Genomic DNA, 25,096 nt, shown 5'->3' on the forward strand with positions numbered 1-25,096 from the left:
AAGTTGGTTGAGATCCGCAAGGAGACCCTCATGAAAAAACCAGCACGACGCAAGACAAGCGAAAATACGACTGACGGCGCCCAGCCGAAAACTCCACCTGCCGCGGACGCAGGCAGACGGAAGATGGTTCGGCGAGCCGCAAAGGAAATCGACAGGCTGAGCGGCGGATCGCCGGCAGCCAGCCGCGAGGAGGAGATCCAAAGAAGGGCCTATTCCCTGTGGGAGAAGGAAGGGAAGCCGGAAGGCAAGCACGGGCATCACTGGACCCTGGCCGAACATGAACTCGATGCGCAGCAGGGCGAAGCCGACAATCCTCCAAACCTCGCAGCATTGCGAGAGGCCTCGCGCGAACATACGGATGCATTCCTCGTCAAGACCGATCTCGAGGACGCCGATCAACGCGAAGCCTCCCCCGGCACACGCGAGCAGGATTGAACTTTCCGCCTCGCGCCAATTTCAGACCGCGCGCCAATTTCAGAAAGGTCCCCGACATGGTCGACAAACAGAACTTGAACGCTGGCTTCACCGGCACACCCGGCGAGCAGCCGGAGGGACTGACCAAGGTCGCGAAGTCGGCGGCCAAAGAGATGAAACGTGAGGCTTATGCCGTCGCCTTCGGTGCCAGAGAGCACCCGCATACCGCAAGCGCATTGCTGCTCACCACCGGCATTGTCGCATTCGGGCTTGGCTATCTCCTTGGTCGATCCTCGGCGGAAGGTTCGACACGGCCATATTGGCGATAGCGGCAGCCGCGTCATTTCAACGAGGCGCATGCATCGGTCTTCGCCGATCCCGATGATGCCGCCTTCTTTCTTTCGGTGCGCTCGTCGGCTGCTGGCTATCAAACCTTCACATCACGCCCGCACCTCAGACGTGTTTTCTGTTGAAGCCGGCCTTACCGTCGTACCTATTTGCCCCCCATCATCGAACAGAACCAAGTCTGGCCAGACGCCTGTTGCCGGAATACCACGTCGAATGAAGCCATAGATTGCACCATGATCACAGCTTGACAGCTGTGATCACGATCCTTAGCGAGGCAGCATCGACACGGTCAGGACCGGCAACGTGAATTATTTCAGACAACTCAAGATGGCAGTGCTTTATCCGGGGGACGAGGCCGGAAGCGCACTCGACCGAAACAACCGCATTGCCGTCTTTCTCTTTGCAATCCTTCCAGGGCTTTCGCCGAACTTTAACTCCTTCATCCTCCTCGCGTCGATGGTGTGGGGCATCTACTGTCTGGCGACGGGCCGCCTCGTCTTGAACCTCTCGAAATCCGACCGGCTGGTTGCCATTGGCATGTCGATCTACCCGCTGGTGATGATCGCCAGCATCTTCATCAATCCGCCCTACTCCGAAGTACCGGACTGGATATTCCGGCTCCTGCCTTTCTTTTCCATCTGGCTGATATTGCCGCGGATGCGGCAATCTCCCGATGGTCGTCTCGTGCCGCTCTTTATCCTCGGCGCAGGCATCGGCATGATCGTCACCTTTCTTTTCAGCCTTCTGCAGATCATGTTTCTGATGGACAGGGCAGAGGCTGGAACGTCGAACGCTGCACTCCTCGGCGTGATAGGCATTCTGTTCGGCGGCATTGCGCTTCTCAACATTCAATCTCCCAGAAGCGTGGAGCAAAGAATTGCGATATTGGGATATGCCGCGGGTCTAGGCTGCGTTCTGCTTTCCGGAACGCGCTCGGCCTGGCTGGTCATTCCCGTCCATATCGTCATCTTTCTCTGGTATTTTCGCAAACACAGCTTCCATCTGAGTTTGCGCAGCCTGGCTATTACCAGCTCCTTGCTGTTGGCGGGACTTATCACCCTGGGCAGCGGCCAGATCCTCCATCGCATCCAGGCGCTTCAGGAAAATCTGACATCGCTCGAACGCACCGACGGCGAGATCACGTCGCTGAGTGCCCGGTTCGCCTTGTACAAAGGCGCACTATCGGCAATTAGTAAGGACCCGTTGACGGGTTATGGCCCGCAAAACCGGATGGCTTCGGTTTTGGCAGAGCTTCCCGATAATATAAGGCCGCAACTGCCTTACTCGCATGTCCATAACGGCTTTCTGACCGCGGGAATCGACGCCGGCGTTTTCGGCATTGCAGCGCTTTCGCTGATGCTGCTGACGCCCGTGATCGGCGCGTGGAGAAAAGAAGCGGGACCGGGCCGGGATTTAGCGATCGCGCTCGCTCTTCTACTTGTCAGCAGCTACGTCATAACTGGCAGCTTTGGCATCATGTTCAATCAGAAAGCTTTGGATCCGATCTTCGCCTACATGGTTGCCCTTATTTGTGCGGATCGCGGCAGCACGGGCTTTGCACCAGTCGTTCGGAGCTGACGTCTGGCGCCCTTGAGTCTGCAGACCCTACAGCGTGCTTTGAATTGTCTGAGGTAGCCGTATTGGCTCGGCGCCGGTGAAAGCCAGATCCGAGACCTCACCCGTCGACGAATAGCCGGAAACAAGCTCCGCCAATGTCGCACGTGCAGCGATCATATCGTTCCGGTCCAACACCGCGTTGAGCGCGTTGAGCCTTCTCGACAACTCGGGCCAGGACAGGAAATCCTCGCGCGCCTTCATAATCCGAGGATGTTCGGTTGTTTCTGGATTATCCCCGATCAACAGTTCTTCAAAGAGCTTCTCGCCGGGCCGAAGGCCGGTAACGGACAGCTCGATATCGCCTTCGGGATTGTCTTCGTCACGGACGGCCAGCCCGGAAAGCTCGACCATCTTGCGGGCGAGATCGGCGATGCGAACCGGCTCTCCCATGTCGAGCAGGAAGACATCTCCGCCCTCGGCCATCGCGCCGGCCTGTATGACGAGTTGAGAAGCCTCCGAAATGGTCATGAAATAACGAGTTATATCAGGATGTGTCAGCGTCACCGGGCCGCCGTCCTTGATCTGCTGCCGGAAAAGCGGCACGACGGATCCGGAGGAGCCGAGGACGTTTCCGAAACGGACCATGGAGAAATTCGTTCGCATTCTGTCGGTCGCCGATTCTGCCGCGAGCGCCTGCAGAACCATCTCCGCCAGCCTCTTGCTGGCGCCCATCACATTTGTCGGACGCACGGCTTTGTCTGTACTGATCAGCACGAAATTCGAGACGCCGCATTTATTCGCCGCGCGTGCCGCGACCAGCGTACCCATCACATTGTTCTTGATGCCTTCCACGGCATTGTGTTCGACAAGGGGAACATGCTTGTAAGCGGCTGCATGATAGAGCGTCTGAGGTCGCCAGCTCTGCATGACATGTTCCATGCGATCCTGATCGCGGACGGAACAGAGGATCGGGACGATCTGCATATTTTCGTATTTGTACAGTTCGGCCAGCTTCTGCAATTCGGCATGGATATTATAAAGCGCAAACTCGTTCTGATCGATGAGGATGAGGCTGGAAGGCCCGGTGCGCAAAATCTGACGACATAGCTCGCCGCCGATCGAGCCGCCAGCACCGGTGACCATCACCACCTTGTTGCGCATCGACTTGTCGAGTAGCTCCTGGCGCGGCGCGACCGCTTCTCTTCCCAGCAGATCTTCGATCTCCAGCTCTCGGATGTCGGAGACGGCGATGCGTCCCTGAGCCAGGGCAGTGAGATCCGGCAACGTGCGAACATTGACCCTGGCTTTACGGATGTGCTCCAGGATTTCGTTGCGACGCTGCCGCGATGCGGAGGGAAGAGCAAGAAGCACGTTGTGCACGCCGAGAGATTCGGCAAGCACCGGAAGATCCGAGGGGTCGTAGATCGGTAAACCACCCATGACGCCGCCCTTGAGACGCGGATCATCATCCAGATAGCCGACGACATTGAGTTCGGCACTGTTGATCAAGGCACCGGCCAGTTGCCGCCCGGCCGTCCCTGCCCCATAGATCAGCACCTTGGCGAGCATATTCTTGTGAAGGATGCGCTGGTAGGCATCCCCGAGCCAGTAGCGGATACTCAACCTCGACAGCCCGATCGCAATCAACAGAAGGAAGGGCTGGAGAATGCCGACGGTTCTCGGAACACCGGGGACGCTGAGTGCTGTAAATATCGTCATGAAGGCGACGCCGTAGATCGCAATCGCCTTCAGAACAGTAATGAAAGCAGCCATATTGGCATAACGGAAGATCGCCCGATACATGCCCATGACGATGAAGATGGGAAGGGCCATACACAGTGAAACGACGACCGGCAACCATTGCACGCCGGTCAGCACCGTCCATTCGTTCAGGCGGAAACAATAGGCCAGCCAGATCGTCAGAACACAAAAGCTGGAATCCAGCAGCAATGCCAGAGCGCGTTTGGCAACCCGCGGCATCGCCAGCAGAGGGGCGACGAGCGCTTGCATCGGCATTAAGAACCATCCTGAGCGCGGCGTCTCAGTGGGGGTATTTTCGGGCATTGCTTACCAGCGTCTCGCGGATCAATCAGACAACCACCTTCTTGTCATTTTCTGCAACGAGCGCAACTGAAATAATCGGAAAGTAAGGTCCCCCGCCCCGCTTATCTATCAGAAGTAGGTAGCTTAATGCCTTATTCCCTTGCGGCGGATGACCTTCTCGGCCGTCATAAACAGGATGCTTATGTCGAAGCCGAACGAGCGGCGTTCGAGATATTCGACATCGAATTTTACCTTCTCCGGAATCGGCAATTCGTCCCGGCCATTGATCTGCGCCCATCCCGTCAGTCCGGGCAGGAGCTTGTCGACACCATGGGCCGTCCGCAACTCTATCAGATCATATTGATTGTAGAGTGCCGGCCGCGGGCCGACGAAACTCATCTTCCCCTCGAGAATGCACCAGAGCTGCGGCAGTTCGTCGAGGCTGGATTTGCGCAGAAACGAACCGATCGGTGTCAGAAAGCGATCCGGATCTTCGAGCAGATGCGTGGCAACCGTCGGTGTGTCGACGCGCATGCTGCGAAATTTAGGCATCAGGAAGATCTGATTGAAACGGCCGACACGTTTTGACCAATAGAGGATCGGTCCCGGCGAGGTAAGGCGAACACAAAGAGCGACGACAAGGATTGGAACGAGCAGGATCGCCGCCGCAATCAAAGCCAAGAAAAAGTCCACCGCCCGTTTCAAACCCATGCTCCGCGGTTCTTCCGCTCCACCGGCAATCATCCGCCATTTGTGCTATCGCCTTGCCGTAGCGTCAAAAAACGTTTCGCGTCAACTGTCAGGACGTGGTGTTTTCTCCATCAACCGACGTGGTCGCCCACCCACTTGCGAGTGCCCCTTCGTCTCGCAGGTTTTCGTCAAACTCCTAACCCTCTGATCTGACAGTGAGAAGCTTCCAATCAGAAGTTATCTTGGCCTTCGTTTCCGTCACGCTTCGTTAACCATAACAATTTGCGCCAGGAAGACCACGAAGCGAATTTCATCCTGTCTTCCGACTTAGCGGCGAATTGGTGCGGGCAAGGGCCATCAGCATCGGTCCGATGGCGAATTCCCCTCTCTCGGCGCGCCGTGTCAGATCGCGCAGGTAACCGCCGGCGGAGGTGATGTGCCCTGCCCTTTCGAGGACGCAGGCCATGACGGTGGCCGCATTTTCAGGTCCCATGATGTCGCAGGCCTGCTCATAGGCCGATGGGCTGACGCCCAGCATCGAACGAACGACCACAGCCGCGGCCATCAGCTCGCGCCACGTGCCGACCGAGCCCTGCGGTCCATAGGCTGCGATTTCCGGGCAGGCCTGCAGCACCAGCCCCAGTGGGAAGGATTTGAGCGCGGCGTTGGCAGCGGGGGCAGAACTTGTGGCCGGCACACGCCCGTTCTCCTCTTCATCTTTCTGTATTCGGACTGTCGGTTCGGCCCGACCCGCCGATCGATCGTCCGCCGTTGCGCCCTGCTTCATTTCGGAAGCTGGTTCAAGTTCAGTAATGGATTGTGGATTTGAATTCTGTATGTGCCGCTCATAATGTTGGGCATTGCCGCTATGATTTTGAGTTTTAACCTGCATTTCCAACTGATTGGTGATTTCTTCACGCAGCAGCTCCAATTCGTCGAGTGCTGCGGCGACCTGTTCGGCGGAAGGCGACCGTGGCAGCCGCTCGACGACATCGCGAAAATGCAGATGAATCCGGCTCCAATCGCCTGCGGCGCCCTCCTCCAATGCCATCTCGATGAGCTTGGCGACATCGCGCCGGCAAAGCGTCAGGCGTTCTCTGAGCCGCTGCAGGTGCAACCGTTCCGCAACCACCTCCGCCGCCAACCGCTCGATCTCCTCAGCGCGCACCAGCAGCGGCGCCAGTGAAAAACCGAATGCCTCGCGGATCTCCCCCCCCTGCTCCTTGCGGGCGTAGCGCTTGCCGTTCGGGCTGTCCTTGCGGATCAGCAGCCCGGCCTCGATCAGGCTCGCCAGGTGACGACGGATCGTCTGCTCCGCCATTCCATGCGCGCGCAGCGAGAGCTGTGCATTGGAAGGGAACACCACGAGCCCGTTTTCCTCAGAGAGCTCTCCCTTGGGATAAAAGCTCAGCAAGGCGTTCAGGATAGCGAGCGCCCGGTCGGTGATGCCGAGCAGCGGCTTGGCCTCACACAGGGCACGATAGAGTTTCCACTTGTCGATAGATTGGCCAGGCTCGATTTCTCGAGCAGCCGCCTGGCTTGCTAACATGCCAAACGTCATCGGCCGCCGCCCGAAGGGCGTCGTCACACTTCCGCTTTCCATTTTCTTCGCCTTCTTCAAGGCAAAAGATCGCGGCTCACCAAATTCGGTGCCAAAGACTCTTGACTATGATTCGCGGAAATGTGATTCTCTGGGTGTCTAGATCAGAGAGGGCTTCCGCGACGGCAACGTTCGGGGGCCTTTTCTTTTGCTTATTGATCTCCGTTCTTGGTCAAATCCTGTGTCCTCTCGAACGCCTCGTAGAGGCGATCCAGATTGCTGGCGATGTAGGCTCCAAAGGCAGACGCCTTCTCCGCCTTCAACGCGATGGTGAACTGTTTCCCGTCATCCTTGATCTTCGCCCTGACCGCGCCGTCCTTGCGCTGCCAGGCGTGAGCGGCGGGCTGAAGCGCCGCTATGGATGAGGCCTGTTGTTGCCTCCTGCTGATGAAGGCAACCAGCATATCGAATCGGGCATCCGGCTCCACCGTCTCGAATTCCGCCGATCTGGTGAACTCTATCGCTCGTGCGGCGATGTTTTCGGCCTCGAATTTCACGGACAGATCGTGCCACCGATCACGGCCGGTGGTCTTGGCCGCACCGATCGCGGTCAGGACTTCGGCTGGAATCCGCTTGGTAACGGACAACATCTTGGAAACTGTCGTCTTGTCGGCGCTGAGCGCGGACATGATCGTTTCCCTGTCGAAGCCCAACGTGTCGAGTTTGTCGGCAAACATCGTCCTCTCGATGAAGGAGAGATCGGCGCGCGCCGAATTCTCCTGGCCCTGCGCAATGACATGGTCGCGATCGTCGAGTTTCTTGACCACGGCGCGGACAGGTCGGCCGAGTTCCTTGGCGGCCCGGGCGCGACGGTGGCCGAAGGCGATCTGATATCGGCCGTCCTTCTCAGGATGCGGCCGGACGAGGATCGGCGAATCCTGACCGCGCAACCGGATCGCCTCGACCAATTCGCGAAACTGTTCGTCGGTATGCGCCAGGCGGTCGGTCACGAAAGAATCTTCGATCAGGGCAGGGTCGAGATCAATCACCGTTTCACCGGTCGCCAGCTTCTCCTCGATCGCTTTGGCCGCATCGGCCTTGGCAGCCAGCGCATCGATACTGCGTGTCACGGCACCGAGAGCGCCGATCCCCTTATAGGTGAGCTGCTGCTTCTCGTCCCTGTGGAGTGGTTCGTCCTCATTGTTTACCGCAGTAAACTTCTTGGAATCGTCCATCAGGCCGGAGAGGAGATTCTTACGCGCCATCAACCAGCTCCTCGCCCCAGTTTACCGCAGTAAACTTCTTGGTCATTTCCGCCCCCAAGCCTTGTGGATGAGATCGGCGATCTCGGTGTTGACGGAATCCATCGCCTCCATCGCGCGGTCATAGGTCGCGCGGGTAAACTGGTTCCGTTCGACCTCGTAAAGCGTCTGATTGGTCATCGCCGCATCGGAGATCGCGACGCTGCGCAACATCGGATTGGTGAGCACATGGTTCTTGAACATCGAACGCATGAAGGCGACCATTTGCGTCTGCGGCCCGTCCTGCGGATCGTAGCGGGTGACGAGATAACGCAACCAGTCGAGGTTCATGTTGCCGCCGGCACCTTTCAGCGTGTTCAGCACCTCGCCGAGCATCTGCAGGAATTGGCACATCGACATGACGTCGAGCATCTGAGGATGTACGGTGATCAGAACTGCCGTTGCCCCGCAAATGGCGCTCATGGTCAAAAAGCCGAGCTGGGGAGGGCAGTCGATGATGACGACGTCGTAATCGTCGGCGACGGAGGACAGCGCCTCGTCCAGCCGCGCGAAGAAGACGCGTCCATAGTCGCCCGCCTTGCCCTGAGCAAGGACGCGCGGCGTATCGTGCTCGAATTCCATCAGTTCGAGATTGCCCGGCACCAGATGAAGGTTCGGGAAATTCGTCGGACGGATGATCTCTCTCAGCGGACGCCGCTGATCGTCATAACGAATGGCGGCGTAGAGCGTCTCATTTTCGTCGACGTCGAACTCCGGCTGAAAACCGTGGATGGCGGAGAGAGAGGCCTGCGGATCGAGGTCGACGGCAAGGACACGGTGACCCGTCAGGGCAAGATGCTGGGCAAGGTGTGCTGCACTCGTCGTCTTGCCGCTGCCACCTTTGAAGTTGACGACGGCAACGACCTGCAGATGTTCGTTGCCGCGGCGATGACGCATATAATGCGTTCCGGCGCGGGCATTGTGCTCCAGGAAGCTGCGCATCTCTTCCATTTGCTCCGCCGTATAGGATCGACGGCCCGACGGCGTGACCTGGGGAAGGGCGCCTTTGCCTTCCAGCGACAGGTTGCGAAGATAGCCGCTGGTGACACCGAGGAAACGCGCCGCCTCGGCAAGCTGAAATTCCCTCAAACCCTTCAATGCACGCGGCGGAAACATCTCGAGCCGATGCTGCTTCAGCTTATCGGACAGTTCCTGCGCCTGGCCAATAATCAGCTGGTCGACATCAGAAATTGCTTTTTCTATCTGCGGTGCCATATTCATGGAAATCTCGAAAATGCGATTTAAAAGCCCTGGGCGCTGTGAAACCGCATTTAGCGCCGATTCTGGAGGGGTGGCAAGGCAAATAGGGTTAACAAGACCCTACCGCGAGGTTGTCCAATCTTTTTCAAAGGCTTGAACAGGCCGCCCGGTGCCGCTGTCCAGCGTGGCAATCGCGCATTCACTGACCGAATCGCAAGAGCAAGGCTGCACAACCGGCATCATAGCCGATCGGATACTTCGGAAGCGAGATATCGAGCGTGCACGGCTCTTTGAAGTACGTCCGCAATGGGTCCGCAATGGGCAAGCACCTGGACAGTCAGTAGCTGTTCAGTGCCGCCGTGGCAGAGAACCGTCCTGATATCTGCCTGGGGGAGGGGACACGGCGCTTCTGTCGCGGTCCTGCAGCAGAGCGCCCAGCGCAAGATCCAGGCGATAGGCGGAGAATTCAGCGCCCAGCTCGGCGCCGTCCCTCAGATAGCGATCCGGCAAATGCCAAATCGCAAGCAGACCCTTTCGGGAAATGCCATTGATTGGCCGGTCGGCTCGCCAGGCGCAACGCTGCGATACCCGCCTATTCTCCGAGCGGAAGGGTGATATCCGCTACGGAGGCTCCCAATGTCAGACCTCGACTTTCCGCCTGCGCCATCGCCTTCACCAGCGCGATGACCGTTTCGCGGATATTGCTGTCGGCGATCTTTAGAAAGGCGCGATTGAGCACCAATCCCTCTTTCGTTCGCAGGAATTCAGCGACCGGGTCCATATTCGCGGATAGATCCAGCCCTTGCAGCGTCAACGGCTCGGAATTCTCCTGTTCGAAGAAGAAGCTCGGCGACGTGTGTAGCACCTCGGCGATCCGCTGCAGCCGGCTCGCGCCGATGCGGTTGATGCCCTTCTCGTATTTCTGAACCTGCTGAAAGGTCACGCCGATCTGCTCGGCAAGCCGTTCCTGGCTCATCCCGAGCAACTGCCGGCGCAATCTAATGCGCGCTCCGACATAGCTGTCTATCGCATTCGCTGTCTTGACATTCATCGTGTGTTTTCAGCCTCGATCGCATTTTCAATCGGTGCAGCTGTAGTATCCCCTGCATGGCTTTTCCATGGTTGTTTTCACATAGCCCACTGGATATGTGATCATCGCTGCTGACTGTGATATGAAAGCCCTCGCCCGGAAAGACGTGAAATCACGCAGAAATCACTCGGCGGAAGCGCAAATCGAACAAAAGCCGTACCAATACGGATAAAACTGGGCTGTAATTGCGTCCCGGCTTACGCTAAATGCAGTTCAGCGACCGTCGCACGAGAGTCTTCCCAGCCCCGATCGCCCGAAAATCCATCGAACAAAAGCGACGTGGCATGGCACCGGCCGTGCCTGTGCAGGAGAAGTATTGATGGCAACCGTTGCCGAGAGCCCGCCTCGTTTCGAAAAGACGACGATGTCTATCCTCATGGCGGTCAGCTTCTGCCACATGCTGAACGACATCATGCAGTCGCTGCTCGCCTCGCTTTATCCGCTGTTCAAGGCGAACTACGATCTCGATTTCGTGCAGATCGGTCTCCTCACTATGACTTTCCAGGTCACGGCTTCGCTGCTGCAGCCGCTCGTCGGCATCGTCACCGACCGCTGGCCGATGCCCTATTCGCTGCCGGTCGGTATGGCGAGTACCTTTTGCGGCCTCATTCTGCTCGGCAATGCCGGCAGTTTCACCCTGCTGCTGGTTGCCGCAAGCCTGATCGGCTTCGGCTCGGCGGTCTTCCACCCGGAATCTTCGCGTGTTGCCCGTCTTGCCTCTGGCGGCCGCCACGGTTTCGCGCAATCCTTCTTCCAGGTCGGTGGCAATGCCGGCCAGGCGATCGGCCCGCTGCTTGCCGCCTTCATCGTGCTGCCGCTCGGTCAGCACAGCGTCTCATGGTTCGCCGCCATCGCCATGGTCGGCATGGTCGTGCTGAGTTGGGTCGGCAACTGGTACATCAGCCACAGGCGCCAGAATGCCAGCAAGCCGGCAATAAGCCGGACCCTGCCGCTGCCGCAGAACAGGGTCGTCTGGGCGCTGCTCATCCTCGTGCTGCTGACGGCAACGAAGAATGTCTACATGGCCAGCGTATCGAGCTACTTCACCTTCTATGTCATCGACAAGTTTGCCCTCAGCGTGCAGCAGGCACAGCTGATGCTCTTCCTGTTCCTCGGTTCGGTCGCCGTCGGCACCTTCCTCGGCGGGCCGATCGGTGACCGCTTCGACGCGCGTTTCGTCATCTGGTTCTCGATCCTCGGCGTCATTCCCTTCGCGCTCCTGCTTCCCTATGCCAACCTCTTCTGGACGGGTGTGCTCAGCGTCGTCATCGGCCTGATCTTCGCTTCGGCCTTCTCTGCAATCGTCGTCTTCGCGCAAGAACTGGTGCCCGGGCGCGTCGGGCTGATTGCCGGGGTCTTCTTCGGCTTCGCATTCGGGGCAGGGGGGCTTGGTGCAGCCCTGCTCGGCAGTTTCGCCGACACCCATGGCATCGATTTCGTCTACCGCATCTGCTCCTACCTGCCGCTGCTCGGTCTCCTCACGGTCTTCCTGCCGCGTATTCCCAAGCAGAAACCAGTTTGACGCGACATCGCTTATGGACAATCGATGGGGCCGGAATGTCACCGACACTCCGGCCCGGTTCATCATGCAGTTTCGCACGTCGCCTTCGCCCATAGGCCCGAACGTATTTTTCTCCTCCTATGGGGAAGAGGGATCACCATTCCTTTAATCCACTATTTTTATAGATAATATTCGTCCCAATAATGACGTCGGTCTCGGCACGATATTGGAAGGAAATGGCATGTCTGCTCACAAATTGGTCGGCCTTGCGGGTAGCTTCAACCGCCCCTCGAAGACATTTGCACTTGTTGAAAACGTTGCCGGTCTCGCCGGTGAGAAATACGGCTTCGACAACACCATCTACGATCTGACCGATGTCGGCCCCTCGCTTGGCCAGGCGCTGCGCCGTGACGATCTCGACAGTCGCGCCAGGGAAGTCATCGACGACATCGTCAATGCCGATGTGCTGGTCATCGGAGCGCCGACCTACAAGGGCAGCTATCCCGGTCTCTTCAAGCATCTGATCGACCTGATCGACCCGCATGAGCTGCGCGCCAAGCCAATCATCATCACTGCGACCGGCGGCGGTGACCGCCATGCGCTGATGGTCGAGCACCAGCTCCGGCCGCTCTTCGGTTTTTTCATGTCTCACACGCTGCCGACCGCGGTTTATGCATCCGACCGCGACTTCACCGATTACCGCGTCTCATCCGATCCACTTTCCAAGCGGATCGGGGAAGTCATCGGCGAGCTCGAGGCCTTCTTTCCCGGCCGGAGTCGGGCACTTATCGCTGCCGAGTGAAGAGCGTCGGGATAGGCTTGAAACGGCGCCACGGAGGCGCCGTTTTCATTTTTGCAACATGCTCACGAGCCGCAATTAATCCACAAAATTGATGGAAATTTATCCTGCCGATATCGATGGCAGGGCAAGAGTTTTTCCGGCCCTCCCTCCACATCAGACATTCGTGCTTCGCTCGCGATCCGCCCATTTGCCATGATCAGCCTGCTCGGGGCGTTCGGCCTCATTCAGTCAGACGGGATATACAATGACCAAGAACAAAAATCTTCACGGCTTCCACCTTTCGCGCCGCGCGGCTCTTGCCGCCGTGGTCGTTTCCGCTGCCGCGCTCTTCGCCTTTGCAGCACCCCACCCTTCCTTTGCCGAGGACAAGTCGATCAAGGTCGGCATCATGGCCGGCGAGGATGAGGATGTGTGGCGTGTCGTCACGAGCGAGGCGGGCAAGAAAGGTCTCAAGATCGAGACCGTCATCTTCAACGATTACACCCAGCCGAATGAAGCGCTGGAGCGCGGCGAAATCGATGCCAACGCTTTCCAGCACCAGCCCTATCTCGACAACCAGATCCAGCAGCACGGCTATCACATCGTTCGCGTCGGTTATACCGGGGTCTGGCCGATCGGCCTTTACACCAAGAAACACAAGTCCGTCGCAGAGATCCCGGAAGGTGCCGTCATCGGCGTGCCGAACGATCCCTCGAACGAAGGCCGTGCGCTGCGCGTTCTCCAGAATGAAGGCCTGATCAAACTGAAGGACGGCACCGGTATTCTCGCGACCGTCGCCGACGTCACCGACAATCCGAAGAAGATCGAGATCAAGGAACTCGACGCCGGCATCGTCGGCCGTTCGATCGACGATCTGGATGCCGGTATCGTCAACACCGACTGGGCGTTGAAAAGCGGTCTTTCGCCGGCCGAACGCATTGCCCAAGAGCCGATCGCCGACAATCCGTACCGCAACTTCATCGCCGTCAAGGACGACAACAAGGATGCCGAATGGGTCAAGACGCTTGTTTCTTCTTATCAGAACGACACCGTGAAGGCCGAGTTCGAAAAGGTCTATAAGGGAACGGGTCTCAGCGCCTATTGATCCGAGGCAGGGCTGGGGTTAAGGCCTGCCGAGAGGCGGTCCGGGCGTTCTCTGCCCGGACCGCCTTCAGTATTTGTAAGGAAAACCACATGAATTCCCTTGTTTCCACCACGGCGATCGAGGCACAGTCTCAAGCGGCGGCTTCCGAAGAGGTGGTGAGACTGACCGACGTGAAGCGACGGTTCGGAACCACTGCAGCCCTCGACGGCATTTCGCTGACGGTGAAGAGAGGCGAGATCCTTGGCATCATCGGCCGCAGCGGCGCCGGCAAATCGACGCTGATCCGCTGCCTGAACGGCCTGGAGCGCGCCGATAGCGGCGAGATCCTCATCGAAGGCCGAGACATCACCGGACTTTCAGAACAGGACCTGCAGCCGCTGCGCCGCCGCATCGGCATGATCTTTCAGCATTTCAATCTGCTTTCTGCCAAAACCGTCGAGGAAAACGTCGCGCTGCCCCTGAAGATCGAGGGTCTTGCAAAGGGCGAGCGCCTGAAACGAGCGCATGAGCTGCTCGAACTCGTCGGCCTTGCAGACAAGGCGAAGGCTTATCCCGCATCGCTGTCCGGCGGCCAGAAACAACGCGTCGGCATCGCCCGGGCGCTGGCGGCACGCCCGGCACTGCTGTTGTCCGACGAGGCGACATCGGCGCTCGATCCGGAAACGACCCGGTCGATCCTGGCATTGCTGAAAGACATCAACCGTAAGCTCGGACTGACCATTCTGCTCATCACCCACGAGATGGAAGTGGTCCGCGGCATTGCCGATCGCGTCGCGGTCATCGATGCCGGGCGGATCGTCGAGGAAGGGCAGGTCTGGTCGGTCTTCGCCAATCCGCAGGCTGATATCACCGGGAGCCTGCTCGGCGGCATCCGCCCGCAGCTTCCTGAACATATCGCCGGTCGGCTGTCGGCGACGGCCGGCAGGGAGGTCATTCTCAGCGTCGATCTCGCCGGGCCGCAGGCGCAGGGCGCGCTGTTTGCCGAACTCTCGGCGGCATTGCCGCATTGCTTCCGCCTCGTCCATGGCGGCATCGACCATATCCAGAACCAGCCGGTGGCGCGGTTCTTCATCGCCGTTCCCGCACGCGACCCCGCGCTTGCCGGAAAGGTCGAAAAATTCCTGACGGCCCGGTCCGCCCGGGTGGAGGTGCTTGGTTATGACACCGATCATGCTTGAACTGCTTATTCGCTCCCTTTGGGAGACGATCCTGATGACCCTCGCCTCGGGATTGATCTCGCTCGTCGCCGGCCTGCCACTCGGCCTTGCACTGGTCGCGACGGCGCGCGGTGGCATCGCCGAAAACCTCTGGATCAATCGCGTGCTCGGCGCAGTCATCAACGGCTTTCGCTCAGTGCCTTTCATCATCCTGCTGGTGGCGCTGATCCCGCTGACGCGGCTGATCGTCGGCACCGCGCTCGGCACCTGGGCGGCCATCGTGCCGCTCGCCATCGCCGCAACGCCCTATTACGCCCGTATCGCCGAAGTATCGCTGCGCGAGGTCGACCGCGGGCTGATCGACGCCGTGCGCGCCATGGGCGGCAATCGCTGGACGATCATCCGCGAGGTGCTGGTGCCTGAAGCGCTGCCAGGCATCGTCGCCGGTTTCACCGTCACGCTGGTGACGCTGATCGGCGCCTCGGCCATGGCGGGCGCGATCGGCGCCGGCGGCCTCGGCGATCTCGCCATCCGCTACGGCTATCAGCGTTTCGAAACCAGTGTGATGATCGCGGTGGTGGCCGTCCTCATCGTGCTCGTCTGCGGCATCCAGTGGCTTGGCGACCGGCTGGTTGCCGGGCTGGACCACCGATAAGTCAGCGCCGGAACTGGGCGGCGGGGTGAGCGGCGGGCAACCTGCCGTTCCCGCCGCCGAAAAGCTTCTGCCGCAAGGGTCCTGCAGCATAGTCCGCCTTGAAGACGCCGCGCTCCTGCAGCACCGGCACCACCAGGTCGACGAAATCGCGCAGGCTTTCCGGCGCCACTGTTCGCGCCAGATTGAAGCCGTCGATGCCACCCTCTTCTATCCATGTCGCGAGATGATCGGCGATCTGTTCCGGCGAACCCACTATCGGCCTCATCCGGCTGCCGAGCACCATCTGGTCGATGATGACACGCAGCGTCACTGGCTTTGGCGCCTGTTTCGTGATGGCCGCAAGTGCCGATTGATTGGCGTTGGTCGAGCTCTGGTCGATGACGTCGTCCAATCCATACTTCGAAAAGTCGATGCCTGTCGAAGCGGAGTAATGCGCAAGCGAAGCCTCGACGCTCGCATGGCGGCGATAGTCCTCCAGCTTGTCCCGTGCTTCCTTCTCCGTCCGCCCGACGACGACGGTGATCAGGCTGAGGATCTTCAATGCGTCGGCGCCGCGGCCGAATTCCGTCGCCTTCGCCCGCAGCGCATCGACGGTCGGCTTGGCCGCCTTGGGATTCGGCCCGGCAATGAAGACGCATTCGGCGTGGCGTGCGGCGAAATCCTGCCCGCGTGCCGAGGCGCCGGCCTGGAAGAGCAGGGGCGTGCGCTGCGGCGAGGGCTCGGAGAGATGGATGCCTTCCATCCGGTAATATTTGCCGTCGTGACGGACCGCGCGTATTTTGGAGGGATCGGCATAGGTGCCGCCCGCCTTGTCGCGCAGCACCGCATCGTCGTCCCAGCTCCCTTCCCAGAGCTTGTAGAGGATCTCGAGATATTCCTCGGCTGCGTCGTAACGCGCATCATGTTCCGGCAGCTTGTCGAAACCCATGCTGCGGGCGGCACTATCGAGATAGCCGGTGACGATGTTCCAGCCGATCCGTCCCTTGGTCAGATGATCGAGCGTCGACATGCGCCGTGCCAGCAGGAAGGGTGGCTCGTAGGTGGTGTTGACGGTCACGCCGAAACCCAGATGTTTCGTGACATAGGCCATCGCCGAAATCGGGATCATCGGATCATTGACCGGGATCTGCGCGCCCGTCTCGATCACCGGCGACGGGCTACCCCTGTAGACATCGTAGACACCGACGATGTCGGCCAGGAAGATGCCGTCCAGCTTGCCGCGTTCCGCGGTCTTGGCAAACTCCGTCCAGTAGTCGAGATCGGTATAGTGCGCTGAGCGGTCGCGCGGATGCGTCCACAGACCGTGGTTGATGTGCCCGACGCAGTTCATGTCGAAGGCATAGATCTGCATTGTCTTCATGAGGCGGGTCCCAAAGTCGGCAATAGAAATCAAGGATTTGCCGCATTAATTATCCAAAAGCATGATGCCGAAAAGTGTGAGCGGTTTTCGGACGACATCATGCTCTAACTATATAATGTAGAACAGGATTCAGATTTTGGGCCAGCTCGGCCTAAAATCATCCTGTTCGGGCTCTATCGCACGAGGAGCCTGTGAAATGGTAGGGTGGGGATGAAAAAAGCCGGAGGAAACGCATGACGAAGAAGACGCTGTCGGATTGGGTGGAACTTGCGCAAAAGGAACTGCGCATCTCGCCCGAGAAGCTCACCTGGCAGACGCCGGAAGGCATTGCCGTCAAGCCGCTCTATACGGCCGAGGATCTCGACAGCGCCGGGCACCTTGGTTCGCTTCCCGGCTTTTCGCCTTTCACCCGCGGCCCCCGCGCGACGATGTATGCCGGCCGGCCTTGGACGATCCGCCAATATGCCGGCTTCTCCACGGCAGAAGAATCGAACGCCTTTTATCGCCGCAATCTCGCCGCCGGCCAGAAGGGCCTGTCGGTCGCCTTCGATCTTGCCACCCACCGCGGTTATGACAGCGATCATCCGCGCGTCGAGGGCGATGTCGGCAAGGCGGGTGTGGCAATCGACAGCGTCGAGGACATGAAGATCCTGTTCGACGGCATTCCACTCGGCGAAATGTCGGTGTCGATGACCATGAACGGCGCCGTCATCCCGATCCTTGCCTCCTTCATCGTGGCCGGCGAGGAGCAGGGCGTTCCACGAGCCGACCTTTCTGGCACCATCCAGAATGACATCCTCAAGGAGTTCATGGTCCGCAACACCTATATCTATCCACCGGAACCATCGATGCGGATCGTTGCCGACATCATCGAGTATACCGCAAGGGAGATGCCGAAATTCAACTCGATTTCGATCTCGGGCTATCACATGCAGGAGGCGGGCGCGACGCTGGTGCAAGAACTTGCCTTCACGCTGGCCGACGGTCGCGAATATGTCAGGGCGGCGATTGCCAAGGGCCTCAATGTCGATGATTTCGCTGGAAGGCTCTCCTTCTTCTTCGCGATCGGCATGAACTTCTTCATGGAGGCGGCCAAACTTCGCGCCGCCCGCCTGCTTTGGACCCGCATCATGGAGGAGTTCCAGCCGAAGAAGGCTTCCTCGCTGATGCTGCGCACCCATTGCCAGACCTCCGGCGTCTCGCTGCAGGAACAGGACCCCTATAACAACATCATCCGCACCGCTTTCGAAGCGATGTCCGCCGTGCTCGGCGGCACCCAGTCGCTGCATACCAATTCCTTCGACGAGGCGATCGCACTGCCGACCGAATTTTCCGCCCGCATCGCCCGCAACACGCAGTTGATCCTGAGCCACGAAACCGGCGTCACCAAGGTGGTCGATCCGCTGGCGGGCTCCTATTACGTCGAGAGCCTGACGAAGGAGCTTGCTGACAAAGCCTGGGCGTTGATCGAGGAGGTGGAAGCACTCGGCGGCATGACGAAGGCCGTCAATGACGGCCTGCCGAAACGGCTGATCGAGGAAGCGGCCGCACGCCGCCAGGCAGCCGTCGACAAGGGCGAAGAGGTCATCGTCGGCGTCAACCGCTACCGGCTCGACAACGAGCAGCCGATCGACATTCTGGAGATCGACAATAGCGCGGTGCGCAAAGCGCAGATCAGACGCATCGAGGAAACCAAGCGGCGGCGCGATGGCGGAGCCGTGCGCGAGACGCTGGCGGCCCTGGCCGAGATCGCACAGAGCGGCAAGGGCAACCTGCTGGAAGCCGCCATCGCGGCGGCGCGGGCCCGCGCCACGGTCGGCGAGATATCGGATGCGATGCGTGATGCCTTCGGCGATCATGCCGCCACGCCTGTGGTGATTAAGGGCGTCTATGGCCAGGCGTATGAAAATGAGCCGGAACTCGCCGTGCTCAAGACTCGCATGACGGAGGTGACGGAAGCGATGGGGCACCGGCCGAAGATCATGGTCGCCAAGCTCGGTCAGGACGGACACGACCGAGGCGCCAAGGTGATCGCCTCGGCCTTCGGCGATATCGGCTTCGATGTGCTCGCCGGTCCCCTTTTCCAGACACCGGAGGAAGCCGCCGGCGTCGCGCTCAGCGAAAAGGTCAATGTCGTCGGCGTCTCGTCATTGGCGGCCGGTCACAGGACGCTGCTACCGCAGTTGATCGACAGGCTGAGGGAACAGGGCGGTGGGGATATCATTGTCGTCTGCGGCGGTGTCATCCCGCGCCAGGACTATGAATTCCTGCATGAACACGGCGTCGCAGCCGTGTTTGGCCCGGGGACAAACGTTCTCGAGGCGGCAAACTCCGTTCTCGACCTGCTGCAGGGCAGGCGACGGAATCAGTAATTTAGAGAAGACCGCGCTTTGCCAGATTGCTCATCAGCGCCGAAATGCCGAAGGTCCAGGGCGGGCATTCGGTGGAGAGCCGCACGGTGTTGACGAGGGCGCCGAGGCCTGCCGAGGAAATCTCGACGACGTCGCCAATCTTGTGGGTGAAGCCTTGCTTCGGCGCGTCCCGGTCCTGCGTCGGCGCAAACAGCGTGCCGAGGAAAAGCATGAAGCCGTCAGGATATTGGTGATGGGCGCCGACCGTCTGTTTGACGAGATCGGTTGGATCGCGGCTGATCTGCGACATCGAACTCTTGCCGTGCAGCACGAAACCGTCCTGGCCTGACACCTTCAGGTCGAGTTCGGCCTTGCGTACGTCATCCAGGCTGTAACCGGCATCGAACAGGCGGATGAAAGGACCGATCGAGCAGGAGGCGTTGTTATCCTTGGCCTTGCCGAGCAGCAGCGCCGAGCGGCCCTCGACGTCGCGCAGGTTGACGTCGTTGCCGAGCGTCGCACCCTTGATTTCGCCGCGGCTGTTGACCGCGAGCACGACTTCGGGCTCGGGATTGTTCCAGGTCGAGATCGGATGCAGGCCGACATCGGCACCCCAGCCGACGGAGGAGAGCACCGGCGCCTTGGTGAAGACTTCGGCATCAGGCCCGATGCCGACCTCGAGATATTGCGACCACATGCCCTCGTCGATCAATGCCTGCTTGACCTTGGCGGCCTCCGGCGAACCGGCCTTCAGATTGGTGAGGCTGCCGCCGATCAGCGTGCTGACACGCTCGCGGATCGAGGCCGCACGTTCCGGACTGCCGGCGGCCTTCTCCTCGATGACGCGCTCGATCATCGACTGCGCAAAGGTAACGCCGCAGGCTTTCACTGCCTGCAGGTCGACAGGCGCCAGGAGATAGGGACGCGCTTCATCCGGCGTGCCGGTGCTGTTGGCGGCGATATCCTGCAACGAGCCGATCGCCTTGCCGGTTGCAGCGCGCACGAAACCAGCAGCGTCCTGCCGCTCGAGCAGCGCGCTCAGTGTCGGCGCCTCGCGCGAGGTGATGTCGACCAGCTCCCCCTCTCGAAGCGTCACGATGCTTGGCCCGGCAACGTCGGGATTCCAGGCGCGGCCGACAAAAAGACCATCCGAAGCGGCGATATCGAGCAGAGGTTGAGACATGGTGGATCTTCCGTCACGGGCGAGCGGGGAGCGCTCTTCAAAACATTGCGGGGTGTTGCCGCCCTCCAGCCCGGCGGCAGCCGAAATCGATCACATTCACGGAGATGGGGCAAGATGCGTCGGGGAAAAAGACTTTCGCCTGATCGGCTCGGGCGGCGGGCTTCCTCTGGAATCCAATTGCAAAAGCCCACAAAATAACTATTTAGATACAAAATAACTGTTGCATTTCAAGTATTTAATTACAGGCCGTGACGATTTTGCCCTCCATCTCGCCTTGACAGGAGCCGGCTTTCGTTATCTGTTTTGCCCAACATGGAGGAGGCTGGCATCGGCCGGCCGCACGAAAATCCCAGGAGGATATTGCAGCAATGTTGAGATTTGCCGTCGTCGGAATCGACCATGGGCATACGTTCGATCACGTGAAGGGATTGCTTGCTTCAGGCGGCGAGTTGGTCGGCTATTGCCCGCAGACCTCGGTGCCGGCACTGCGCGAGGCCTTTGAGAAGACCTATCCTGACGCGCCGCAGATCGATCGGGAAAAGCTGTTCGACGATCCGTCGATCGACGTCATCTGCATTTCCGCAATCCCCCGCGACCGCGCCGGACTTGCCATCCGCGCGATGAGATCGGGCAAGGATGTGATGACCGACAAGCCGGGCGTGACGACCTTCGCCCAACTCGAGGAGGTCAAGCGCACCGTTGCCGAGACCGGCAAGATCTTCTCGATCTGCTTTTCCGAGCGCCACTGCGTGCGCTCCGCCGTCAAGGCCGGCAAGCTCGTCGCCGAAGGCGCGATCGGCAAGGTGATCCAGACGCTCGGCGTCGGTCCACACCGGCTGCAACTGCCGACCCGGCCGGACTGGTTCTTCGATCCCGAAGCCTTCGGCGGCATCATCGTCGATATCGCTTCGCACCAGGTCGACCAGTTCCTGTTCTATACCGGCTCGACCACAGGCGAGGTCATCGCCAGCTCGATCGGCAATTTCGGCATGCCCGACAAGCCCGCGTTCGAGGATTTCGGCGAGGTGCTTCTGCGCTCCGACAAGGCGGCGGGCTATGTCCGTGTCGACTGGTTCACGCCGGAGGCGCTGCCGACCTGGGGTGACGGGCGCCTCACCATCCTCGGCACCGAAGGCTATATCGAACTGCGCAAATATATCGATATCGCCGGCCGGCCGGGCAAGGATCACCTCTTCCTGGTCAACGGCAAGGAAATGACCCATATCGATTGCAGCGGCGAAAAACTCGATTATTTCGACGCTTTCACCGCCGACGTCGGCAACCGCACACAGACGGCGATGACCCAGGATCACGTTTTTGAAGTCTGCCGTCTTTCGCTCGAAGCCCAGGCGAAAGCCGCGCGCATCGGCGCTCGCTGAGGAGGAAATCATGACCAGGAAATTGCGCGTCGGCGTCATCGGCGCAGGCATCGCTGCGCGGCATCTGGCCGGCTTCGGTTGGAACAAGGAGCTTTTCGAAGTTCCCGTGCTCTGCTCGCTCGATGAGGAGCGCGGCAGAGCGCTGTGCGAGGAGTTCGGCATTGCCGAATACACGCAGGATGCGGATTCGCTGTTTGCCCGCGACGATCTCGACATCATCGACATTTCGACGCCGCCGAGTTCGCATTTCGAACTGTGCCGCAAGGGCATCGAGTCTGGCAAGCACGTGATCTGCGAGAAGCCGCTCTTCGGCTCGATCGCCGAGGTCGACGAGATGGGGCGCATCCTTGCCCGCTTCCCCAGCAAGAAGCTGATGCCGATCTTCCAGTATCGCTATGGTTCCGGCCTGCAGAAGCTGAAGCTGCTGATCGAACGCGGCCTGGCCGGCAAGCCGTTCCTGACCACGATCGAAACCCATTGGTGGCGCGGGCCGGATTATTATGCCGTGCCGTGGCGCGGCAAATGGGCGAGCGAACTCGGCGGTGGCCTTCTCGGCCACGCCATCCACGCCCATGACATGCTGAACTATGTGCACGGCCCTTGCGCCGAGGTGTTTTCCTATGGGGCGACGCTGGTCAATCCGATCGAGGTCGAGGATACGGCAGCCCTTTCGGTGAAGATGCAGAATGGCTCGCTGGCGACGCTGTCGATGACGTTGGGTTCGCGCAAGGAGATCTCGCGGTTGCGCTTCTGCTTCAACGACCTCGTCGCCGAAAGCATCATCGAACCCTATACGATGGGCCGTGATCCGTGGACGTTCACCGCCGGGACAGAGGAACATCAGGCGCGGATCGACGAAGTGCTCGCCGCCTATGTGCCTGGCGAGGATGGCTACACCCGTCAGTTCGAGCTCTTCCATAAGGCGATCGTCGAAGACACCGACCCACCGGTGACGCTGCAGGATGCCCGCAATTCGCTGGAACTGGTAACGGCCGCTTATTTCTCGCAGCGAACCGGACAACCGACGCCGATGCCGATCGCCGCCGATCATCCGCTCTATCGCTCCTGGCTTCCGGCAGGGGAATGGCGGGCTGCGGCCACCGTCTGAATCGGGAAGGGCTCTCCGATGCTGAAATCCTTCGAGCATGTCGGCATGACGGTCAGCGACATGGACCGCACCGTCGATTTCTACTGTGGCCTGCTCGGCCTCAGCCTCGTGCTGCGCAAGACGATGGCGAATGGCATGCAAGTCGCGTTCCTCGATGCAGGCGGCGGCATGCTGGAGGTCTTTGCGCCGCCCGGCGGCGCGTCGAGAGCAGTCGACGTGCCTGACGATACGGCCGGCGTCCGCCACCTCACCTTTCATTTCGACAATGTCGACGAGACCTTCGTCCGCCTCGAACTGGCGGGCGTCGAGATCAAGGAGCGGCCGCGCTTTGCCGTCCACTCCGAGATGCTGAACAAGATCGCCTTCGTTCGCGATCCCGACGGCATTATCGTCGAACTTGCCGAACGCTCTCAGAACCGCCAGGGCTGACACAGGTGTTGCCGATCGCTTCGCTGCGGGCGGCCAGACCGTCCCGCAGCAGATCGATCAGGCGCCAGACGAGTTTTGCCGCCATGTTAGGCCTCCTCTCAGCTCGCCAGCTTGGCGCTGATATAGTTGCGCCAGCCGCCAAGTGCGGTGATTTCCTCGGCACCTTTCACCGCATGCGCCTCGCAGACGAAGCCAGAGACGCTGGGACCGTCTTCGAGCGTCAGCTTACCGATGCCGAGGGGTGCCGGAATCTTCTGGACGAACCTGCCGAAAGCATCGGCCGGCAGTGCCCAGACCTCGACCTCCAGTCCCTGACCCTTGTGGCCGGGCTCGCGCAGCAGCCCGGGTTTCGGCGGCGTGGTATTGGGTAAGACGAAGAGGCGATAATCGCCGGCCGTGCGGCAGGTCTTGACCAGACGCCCGCCTGCGCCTGCCAGTTCGTGATTGAGCGGCATGCCGGTCAGATGCGCACCGACGACCGCAATTTCGATAAAACCGTCATCGCCGGGCACAACACGGCTTGCTTCGGGGATCGCAGCCTGCCGGTCGATGCCCATGCCGGAGCTTGCTGCGCGGTGCAGCGCGTCGGCAAGCGGCGCCAGCGCATCGTCGGTGAAGGCAGGTGCGATGACGGTAACGCCGCCCGGTAAGCCACCTTTTCCGAAGCCGGCCGGAACGGCGATCGCTGCGCAATCGAGCAGGTTGACGAAATTGGTGTAGCGGCCGAGGCGACCGTTCAGCACGACGGGATTGGCCAGCATATCCGCAACGGTGTAAGTGGTCGGTGCGGTCGGCAGCAGAAGCACGTCGGCCTTTTCCCATTCGGCCTCGGTCTTGCGACGCAATTCTTCCAGCCGGTATCGGCCGTTGAAAGCCTCGACCGCGGTCTTACCCTTGGCGCCCTCGATAATCCCTCTGACCGTCGGGTCGAAATCGGCCGCGTTGGTGGCAAGGAAGGTCTCGACCGCCGCCAGGCGTTCGGCGACCCACGGCCCGTCATAGAGAAGCGCGGCCGCCTCGCGGAATGGCGCGTAATCGAAAGGCACGATGGTCGCACCGAGCGCTTTGGCCCGTTCGATCGCCTGGTCGTAGAGCGCCTCCACCTCCTTGTCGCCGAAGAACTCCCGCTCGGCGTCGGTCAGGACGCCGATACGCAACCCCGATACCGGCAGGTTGGCCGGTTTGGCGCGACGGGAGAAAGGATCGGCAGCGTCGAAACCCTCGGCGACCTTGCGGATCGCGACGCCGTCGCCGACGGTCGCGGCAAAGATCGTGATGCAGTCGACGCTCTTGCAGGCCGGTATAGCGCCAGTATTCGGCAGAAGACCCGGCGTCGGCTTGATGCCGACCAGATTGTTGAAGGCGGCGGGCACGCGGCCGGAACCCGCCGTATCCGTGCCGAGCGCGAAGGCGGCAAGGCCGGAGGCGACCGCGACTGATGATCCGGAGCTCGAACCGCCTGAGATATAGGCTGCATCGAAGACCGAACGCGGCGCGCCATAGGGCGAGCGCGTGCCGTTGAGGCCGGTCGCGAATTGGTCGAGATTGGTCTTGCCGATGATGATGGCGCCAGCCGCCTTCAACCGGGCAACGACGGTGGAGTCGGCTTCCGGCCGATACGCATAGGCCGGGCAGGCAGCGGTCGTCGGCAGGCCGGCGGCATCGATATTGTCTTTGACGGCGAAGGGAACGCCCCAGAGCGGCAGGCTGTTTGCTTCAGGCGCGCGTGCCATCAAAGCTTTCGCGGCGGCGCGCAGCTCTTCATCCGGCACCGGCGTGATGAAGATTGCCGGATCTTTCGAGGCGGCGCGGCGGGCGATCACCTCTTCGATGGCGTCGAGCGGCGTCAGGCCGGATTGATAGGCGGCGCGAAGGCTTGAGAGATCGAGGATGGTCGGCAGCAT

Annotated in this window: 22 protein-coding genes; 13 read left to right on the forward strand and 9 right to left on the reverse strand. The window is 60.3% G+C overall.

Annotated features, from left to right (window positions below):
* The first annotated feature begins 30 nt into the window (after window positions 1-30).
* The 3 genes from FFM53_RS33610 to FFM53_RS33620 all read left to right on the forward strand — a co-directional run bounded on the left by FFM53_RS33610 (window position 31) and on the right by FFM53_RS33620 (window position 2,340).
* On the forward strand, window positions 31-435 hold the full coding sequence (locus FFM53_RS33610) for a DUF2934 domain-containing protein (RefSeq protein WP_138389992.1): 405 nt from the start codon (window positions 31-33) through the stop codon (window positions 433-435).
* Between the two features lie 56 nt (window positions 436-491).
* Window positions 492-743, forward strand: a complete 252-nt coding sequence (locus FFM53_RS33615; RefSeq protein WP_138334297.1) for a hypothetical protein — start codon at window positions 492-494, stop codon at window positions 741-743.
* A 322-nt stretch (window positions 744-1,065) separates the two neighbouring features.
* Entirely contained in the window at window positions 1,066-2,340 is a 1,275-nt protein-coding gene (locus FFM53_RS33620) for an O-antigen ligase family protein (protein ID WP_138389991.1), read from the forward strand.
* A 27-nt stretch (window positions 2,341-2,367) separates the two neighbouring features.
* On the opposite strand, the gene FFM53_RS33625 is transcribed toward FFM53_RS33620, so the two are convergent.
* From FFM53_RS33625 to FFM53_RS33650, 6 genes are all read right to left on the reverse strand, one after another.
* On the reverse strand, window positions 2,368-4,383 hold the full coding sequence (locus FFM53_RS33625) for a polysaccharide biosynthesis protein (RefSeq protein ID WP_138389990.1): 2,016 nt from the start codon (window positions 4,381-4,383) through the stop codon (window positions 2,368-2,370).
* Between the two features lie 123 nt (window positions 4,384-4,506).
* Window positions 4,507-5,073, reverse strand: coding sequence for a sugar transferase (locus FFM53_RS33630; protein WP_062941905.1), 567 nt, complete (start codon window positions 5,071-5,073; stop codon window positions 4,507-4,509).
* 289 nt (window positions 5,074-5,362) lie between these two features.
* Window positions 5,363-6,655, reverse strand: a complete 1,293-nt coding sequence (gene repC / locus FFM53_RS33635) for a plasmid replication protein RepC (protein WP_138389989.1) — start codon at window positions 6,653-6,655, stop codon at window positions 5,363-5,365.
* Between the two features lie 149 nt (window positions 6,656-6,804).
* The gene (gene repB / locus FFM53_RS33640; RefSeq protein WP_138389988.1) at window positions 6,805-7,857 is read right to left on the reverse strand and encodes a plasmid partitioning protein RepB; all 1,053 of its coding nucleotides are present in this window, start codon (window positions 7,855-7,857) and stop codon (window positions 6,805-6,807) included.
* 42 nt (window positions 7,858-7,899) lie between these two features.
* Complete coding sequence (repA, locus tag FFM53_RS33645; protein WP_062941826.1) at window positions 7,900-9,114, reverse strand: plasmid partitioning protein RepA; 1,215 nt, start codon at window positions 9,112-9,114, stop codon at window positions 7,900-7,902.
* A 571-nt stretch (window positions 9,115-9,685) separates the two neighbouring features.
* Window positions 9,686-10,144 (reverse strand): helix-turn-helix domain-containing protein, encoded by a 459-nt coding sequence (locus FFM53_RS33650; RefSeq protein WP_062941828.1) that lies wholly within the window; start codon window positions 10,142-10,144, stop codon window positions 9,686-9,688.
* A gap of 358 nt (window positions 10,145-10,502) precedes the next feature.
* Between FFM53_RS33650 and FFM53_RS33655 the strand changes: the two genes are divergently transcribed.
* The 5 genes from FFM53_RS33655 (at window position 10,503) to FFM53_RS33675 (ending at window position 15,382) form a co-directional block, all read left to right on the forward strand.
* The gene (locus FFM53_RS33655) at window positions 10,503-11,705 is read left to right on the forward strand and encodes an MFS transporter (protein ID WP_138389987.1); all 1,203 of its coding nucleotides are present in this window, start codon (window positions 10,503-10,505) and stop codon (window positions 11,703-11,705) included.
* Window positions 11,706-11,925: 220 nt separating this feature from the next.
* Window positions 11,926-12,486: an FMN reductase gene (gene msuE, locus FFM53_RS33660; RefSeq protein ID WP_138389986.1), complete on the forward strand. Its 561-nt coding sequence runs from the start codon at window positions 11,926-11,928 to the stop codon at window positions 12,484-12,486.
* Between the two features lie 244 nt (window positions 12,487-12,730).
* Entirely contained in the window at window positions 12,731-13,570 is an 840-nt protein-coding gene (locus FFM53_RS33665) for a MetQ/NlpA family lipoprotein (protein ID WP_138333947.1), read from the forward strand.
* 89 nt (window positions 13,571-13,659) lie between these two features.
* A complete protein-coding gene (locus FFM53_RS33670; RefSeq protein ID WP_138333948.1) occupies window positions 13,660-14,748 on the forward strand; it encodes a methionine ABC transporter ATP-binding protein in 1,089 nt (362 codons plus the stop codon).
* Complete coding sequence (locus tag FFM53_RS33675) at window positions 14,729-15,382, forward strand: methionine ABC transporter permease (RefSeq protein WP_138389985.1); 654 nt, start codon at window positions 14,729-14,731, stop codon at window positions 15,380-15,382. The genes FFM53_RS33670 and FFM53_RS33675 overlap by 20 nt, the downstream gene beginning before the upstream one ends.
* 1 nt (window position 15,383) lies before the next feature.
* On the opposite strand, the gene FFM53_RS33680 is transcribed toward FFM53_RS33675, so the two are convergent.
* The gene (locus FFM53_RS33680) at window positions 15,384-16,742 is read right to left on the reverse strand and encodes an LLM class flavin-dependent oxidoreductase (protein WP_138389984.1); all 1,359 of its coding nucleotides are present in this window, start codon (window positions 16,740-16,742) and stop codon (window positions 15,384-15,386) included.
* 233 nt (window positions 16,743-16,975) lie between these two features.
* Between FFM53_RS33680 and scpA the strand changes: the two genes are divergently transcribed.
* Complete coding sequence (scpA, locus tag FFM53_RS33685; protein ID WP_138389983.1) at window positions 16,976-19,114, forward strand: methylmalonyl-CoA mutase; 2,139 nt, start codon at window positions 16,976-16,978, stop codon at window positions 19,112-19,114.
* Between the two features lies 1 nt (window position 19,115).
* On the opposite strand, the gene FFM53_RS33690 is transcribed toward scpA, so the two are convergent.
* Entirely contained in the window at window positions 19,116-20,276 is a 1,161-nt protein-coding gene (locus tag FFM53_RS33690; RefSeq protein WP_138389982.1) for a fumarylacetoacetate hydrolase family protein, read from the reverse strand.
* On the opposite strand from FFM53_RS33690, the gene FFM53_RS33695 reads away from it, so the two are divergent.
* The 4 genes from FFM53_RS33695 (at window position 20,275) to FFM53_RS33710 (ending at window position 23,192) form a co-directional block, all read left to right on the forward strand.
* Window positions 20,275-20,493, forward strand: coding sequence for a hypothetical protein (locus tag FFM53_RS33695; protein WP_138389981.1), 219 nt, complete (start codon window positions 20,275-20,277; stop codon window positions 20,491-20,493). The two genes, FFM53_RS33690 and FFM53_RS33695, sit on opposite strands and share 2 nt — an antisense overlap.
* Before the next feature lie 151 nt (window positions 20,494-20,644).
* Complete coding sequence (locus tag FFM53_RS33700; RefSeq protein ID WP_138389980.1) at window positions 20,645-21,655, forward strand: Gfo/Idh/MocA family protein; 1,011 nt, start codon at window positions 20,645-20,647, stop codon at window positions 21,653-21,655.
* A gap of 10 nt (window positions 21,656-21,665) precedes the next feature.
* Complete coding sequence (locus FFM53_RS33705; protein ID WP_138333960.1) at window positions 21,666-22,763, forward strand: Gfo/Idh/MocA family protein; 1,098 nt, start codon at window positions 21,666-21,668, stop codon at window positions 22,761-22,763.
* Window positions 22,764-22,781: 18 nt separating this feature from the next.
* Complete coding sequence (locus tag FFM53_RS33710; protein ID WP_138389979.1) at window positions 22,782-23,192, forward strand: VOC family protein; 411 nt, start codon at window positions 22,782-22,784, stop codon at window positions 23,190-23,192.
* A gap of 98 nt (window positions 23,193-23,290) precedes the next feature.
* Here the strand turns inward: FFM53_RS33710 and atzF are convergent, their stop codons facing one another.
* On the reverse strand, window positions 23,291-25,096 hold the full coding sequence (atzF, locus tag FFM53_RS33715) for an allophanate hydrolase (RefSeq protein WP_138333964.1): 1,806 nt from the start codon (window positions 25,094-25,096) through the stop codon (window positions 23,291-23,293).

The sequence above is a fragment of the Rhizobium indicum genome (assembly GCF_005862305.2).
Lineage (GTDB): Bacteria > Pseudomonadota > Alphaproteobacteria > Rhizobiales > Rhizobiaceae > Rhizobium > Rhizobium indicum.

Excerpts from the sequence above, each read along its gene's own strand:
- FFM53_RS33610 (WP_138389992.1), top strand. The coding sequence starts at position 31 with ATGAAAAAACCAGCACGACGCAAGACAAGCGAAAATACGACTGACGGC.
- FFM53_RS33615 (WP_138334297.1), top strand. The coding sequence starts at position 492 with ATGGTCGACAAACAGAACTTGAACGCTGGCTTCACCGGCACACCCGGC.
- FFM53_RS33625 (WP_138389990.1), bottom strand. The coding sequence starts at position 4,383 with ATGCCCGAAAATACCCCCACTGAGACGCCGCGCTCAGGATGGTTCTTA.
- FFM53_RS33630 (WP_062941905.1), bottom strand. The coding sequence starts at position 5,073 with ATGGGTTTGAAACGGGCGGTGGACTTTTTCTTGGCTTTGATTGCGGCG.
- repC (WP_138389989.1), bottom strand. The coding sequence starts at position 6,655 with ATGGAAAGCGGAAGTGTGACGACGCCCTTCGGGCGGCGGCCGATGACG.
- repB (WP_138389988.1), bottom strand. The coding sequence starts at position 7,857 with ATGGCGCGTAAGAATCTCCTCTCCGGCCTGATGGACGATTCCAAGAAG.
- repA (WP_062941826.1), bottom strand. The coding sequence starts at position 9,114 with ATGAATATGGCACCGCAGATAGAAAAAGCAATTTCTGATGTCGACCAG.
- FFM53_RS33650 (WP_062941828.1), bottom strand. The coding sequence starts at position 10,144 with ATGAATGTCAAGACAGCGAATGCGATAGACAGCTATGTCGGAGCGCGC.
- FFM53_RS33655 (WP_138389987.1), top strand. The coding sequence starts at position 10,503 with ATGGCAACCGTTGCCGAGAGCCCGCCTCGTTTCGAAAAGACGACGATG.
- msuE (WP_138389986.1), top strand. The coding sequence starts at position 11,926 with ATGTCTGCTCACAAATTGGTCGGCCTTGCGGGTAGCTTCAACCGCCCC.
- FFM53_RS33665 (WP_138333947.1), top strand. The coding sequence starts at position 12,731 with ATGACCAAGAACAAAAATCTTCACGGCTTCCACCTTTCGCGCCGCGCG.
- FFM53_RS33670 (WP_138333948.1), top strand. The coding sequence starts at position 13,660 with ATGAATTCCCTTGTTTCCACCACGGCGATCGAGGCACAGTCTCAAGCG.
- FFM53_RS33675 (WP_138389985.1), top strand. The coding sequence starts at position 14,729 with ATGACACCGATCATGCTTGAACTGCTTATTCGCTCCCTTTGGGAGACG.
- FFM53_RS33680 (WP_138389984.1), bottom strand. The coding sequence starts at position 16,742 with ATGAAGACAATGCAGATCTATGCCTTCGACATGAACTGCGTCGGGCAC.
- scpA (WP_138389983.1), top strand. The coding sequence starts at position 16,976 with ATGACGAAGAAGACGCTGTCGGATTGGGTGGAACTTGCGCAAAAGGAA.
- FFM53_RS33695 (WP_138389981.1), top strand. The coding sequence starts at position 20,275 with ATGGTGGATCTTCCGTCACGGGCGAGCGGGGAGCGCTCTTCAAAACAT.
- FFM53_RS33690 (WP_138389982.1), bottom strand. The coding sequence starts at position 20,276 with ATGTCTCAACCTCTGCTCGATATCGCCGCTTCGGATGGTCTTTTTGTC.
- FFM53_RS33700 (WP_138389980.1), top strand. The coding sequence starts at position 20,645 with ATGTTGAGATTTGCCGTCGTCGGAATCGACCATGGGCATACGTTCGAT.
- FFM53_RS33705 (WP_138333960.1), top strand. The coding sequence starts at position 21,666 with ATGACCAGGAAATTGCGCGTCGGCGTCATCGGCGCAGGCATCGCTGCG.
- FFM53_RS33710 (WP_138389979.1), top strand. The coding sequence starts at position 22,782 with ATGCTGAAATCCTTCGAGCATGTCGGCATGACGGTCAGCGACATGGAC.
- atzF (WP_138333964.1), bottom strand. The coding sequence starts at position 25,096 with ATGCTGCCGACCATCCTCGATCTCTCAAGCCTTCGCGCCGCCTATCAA.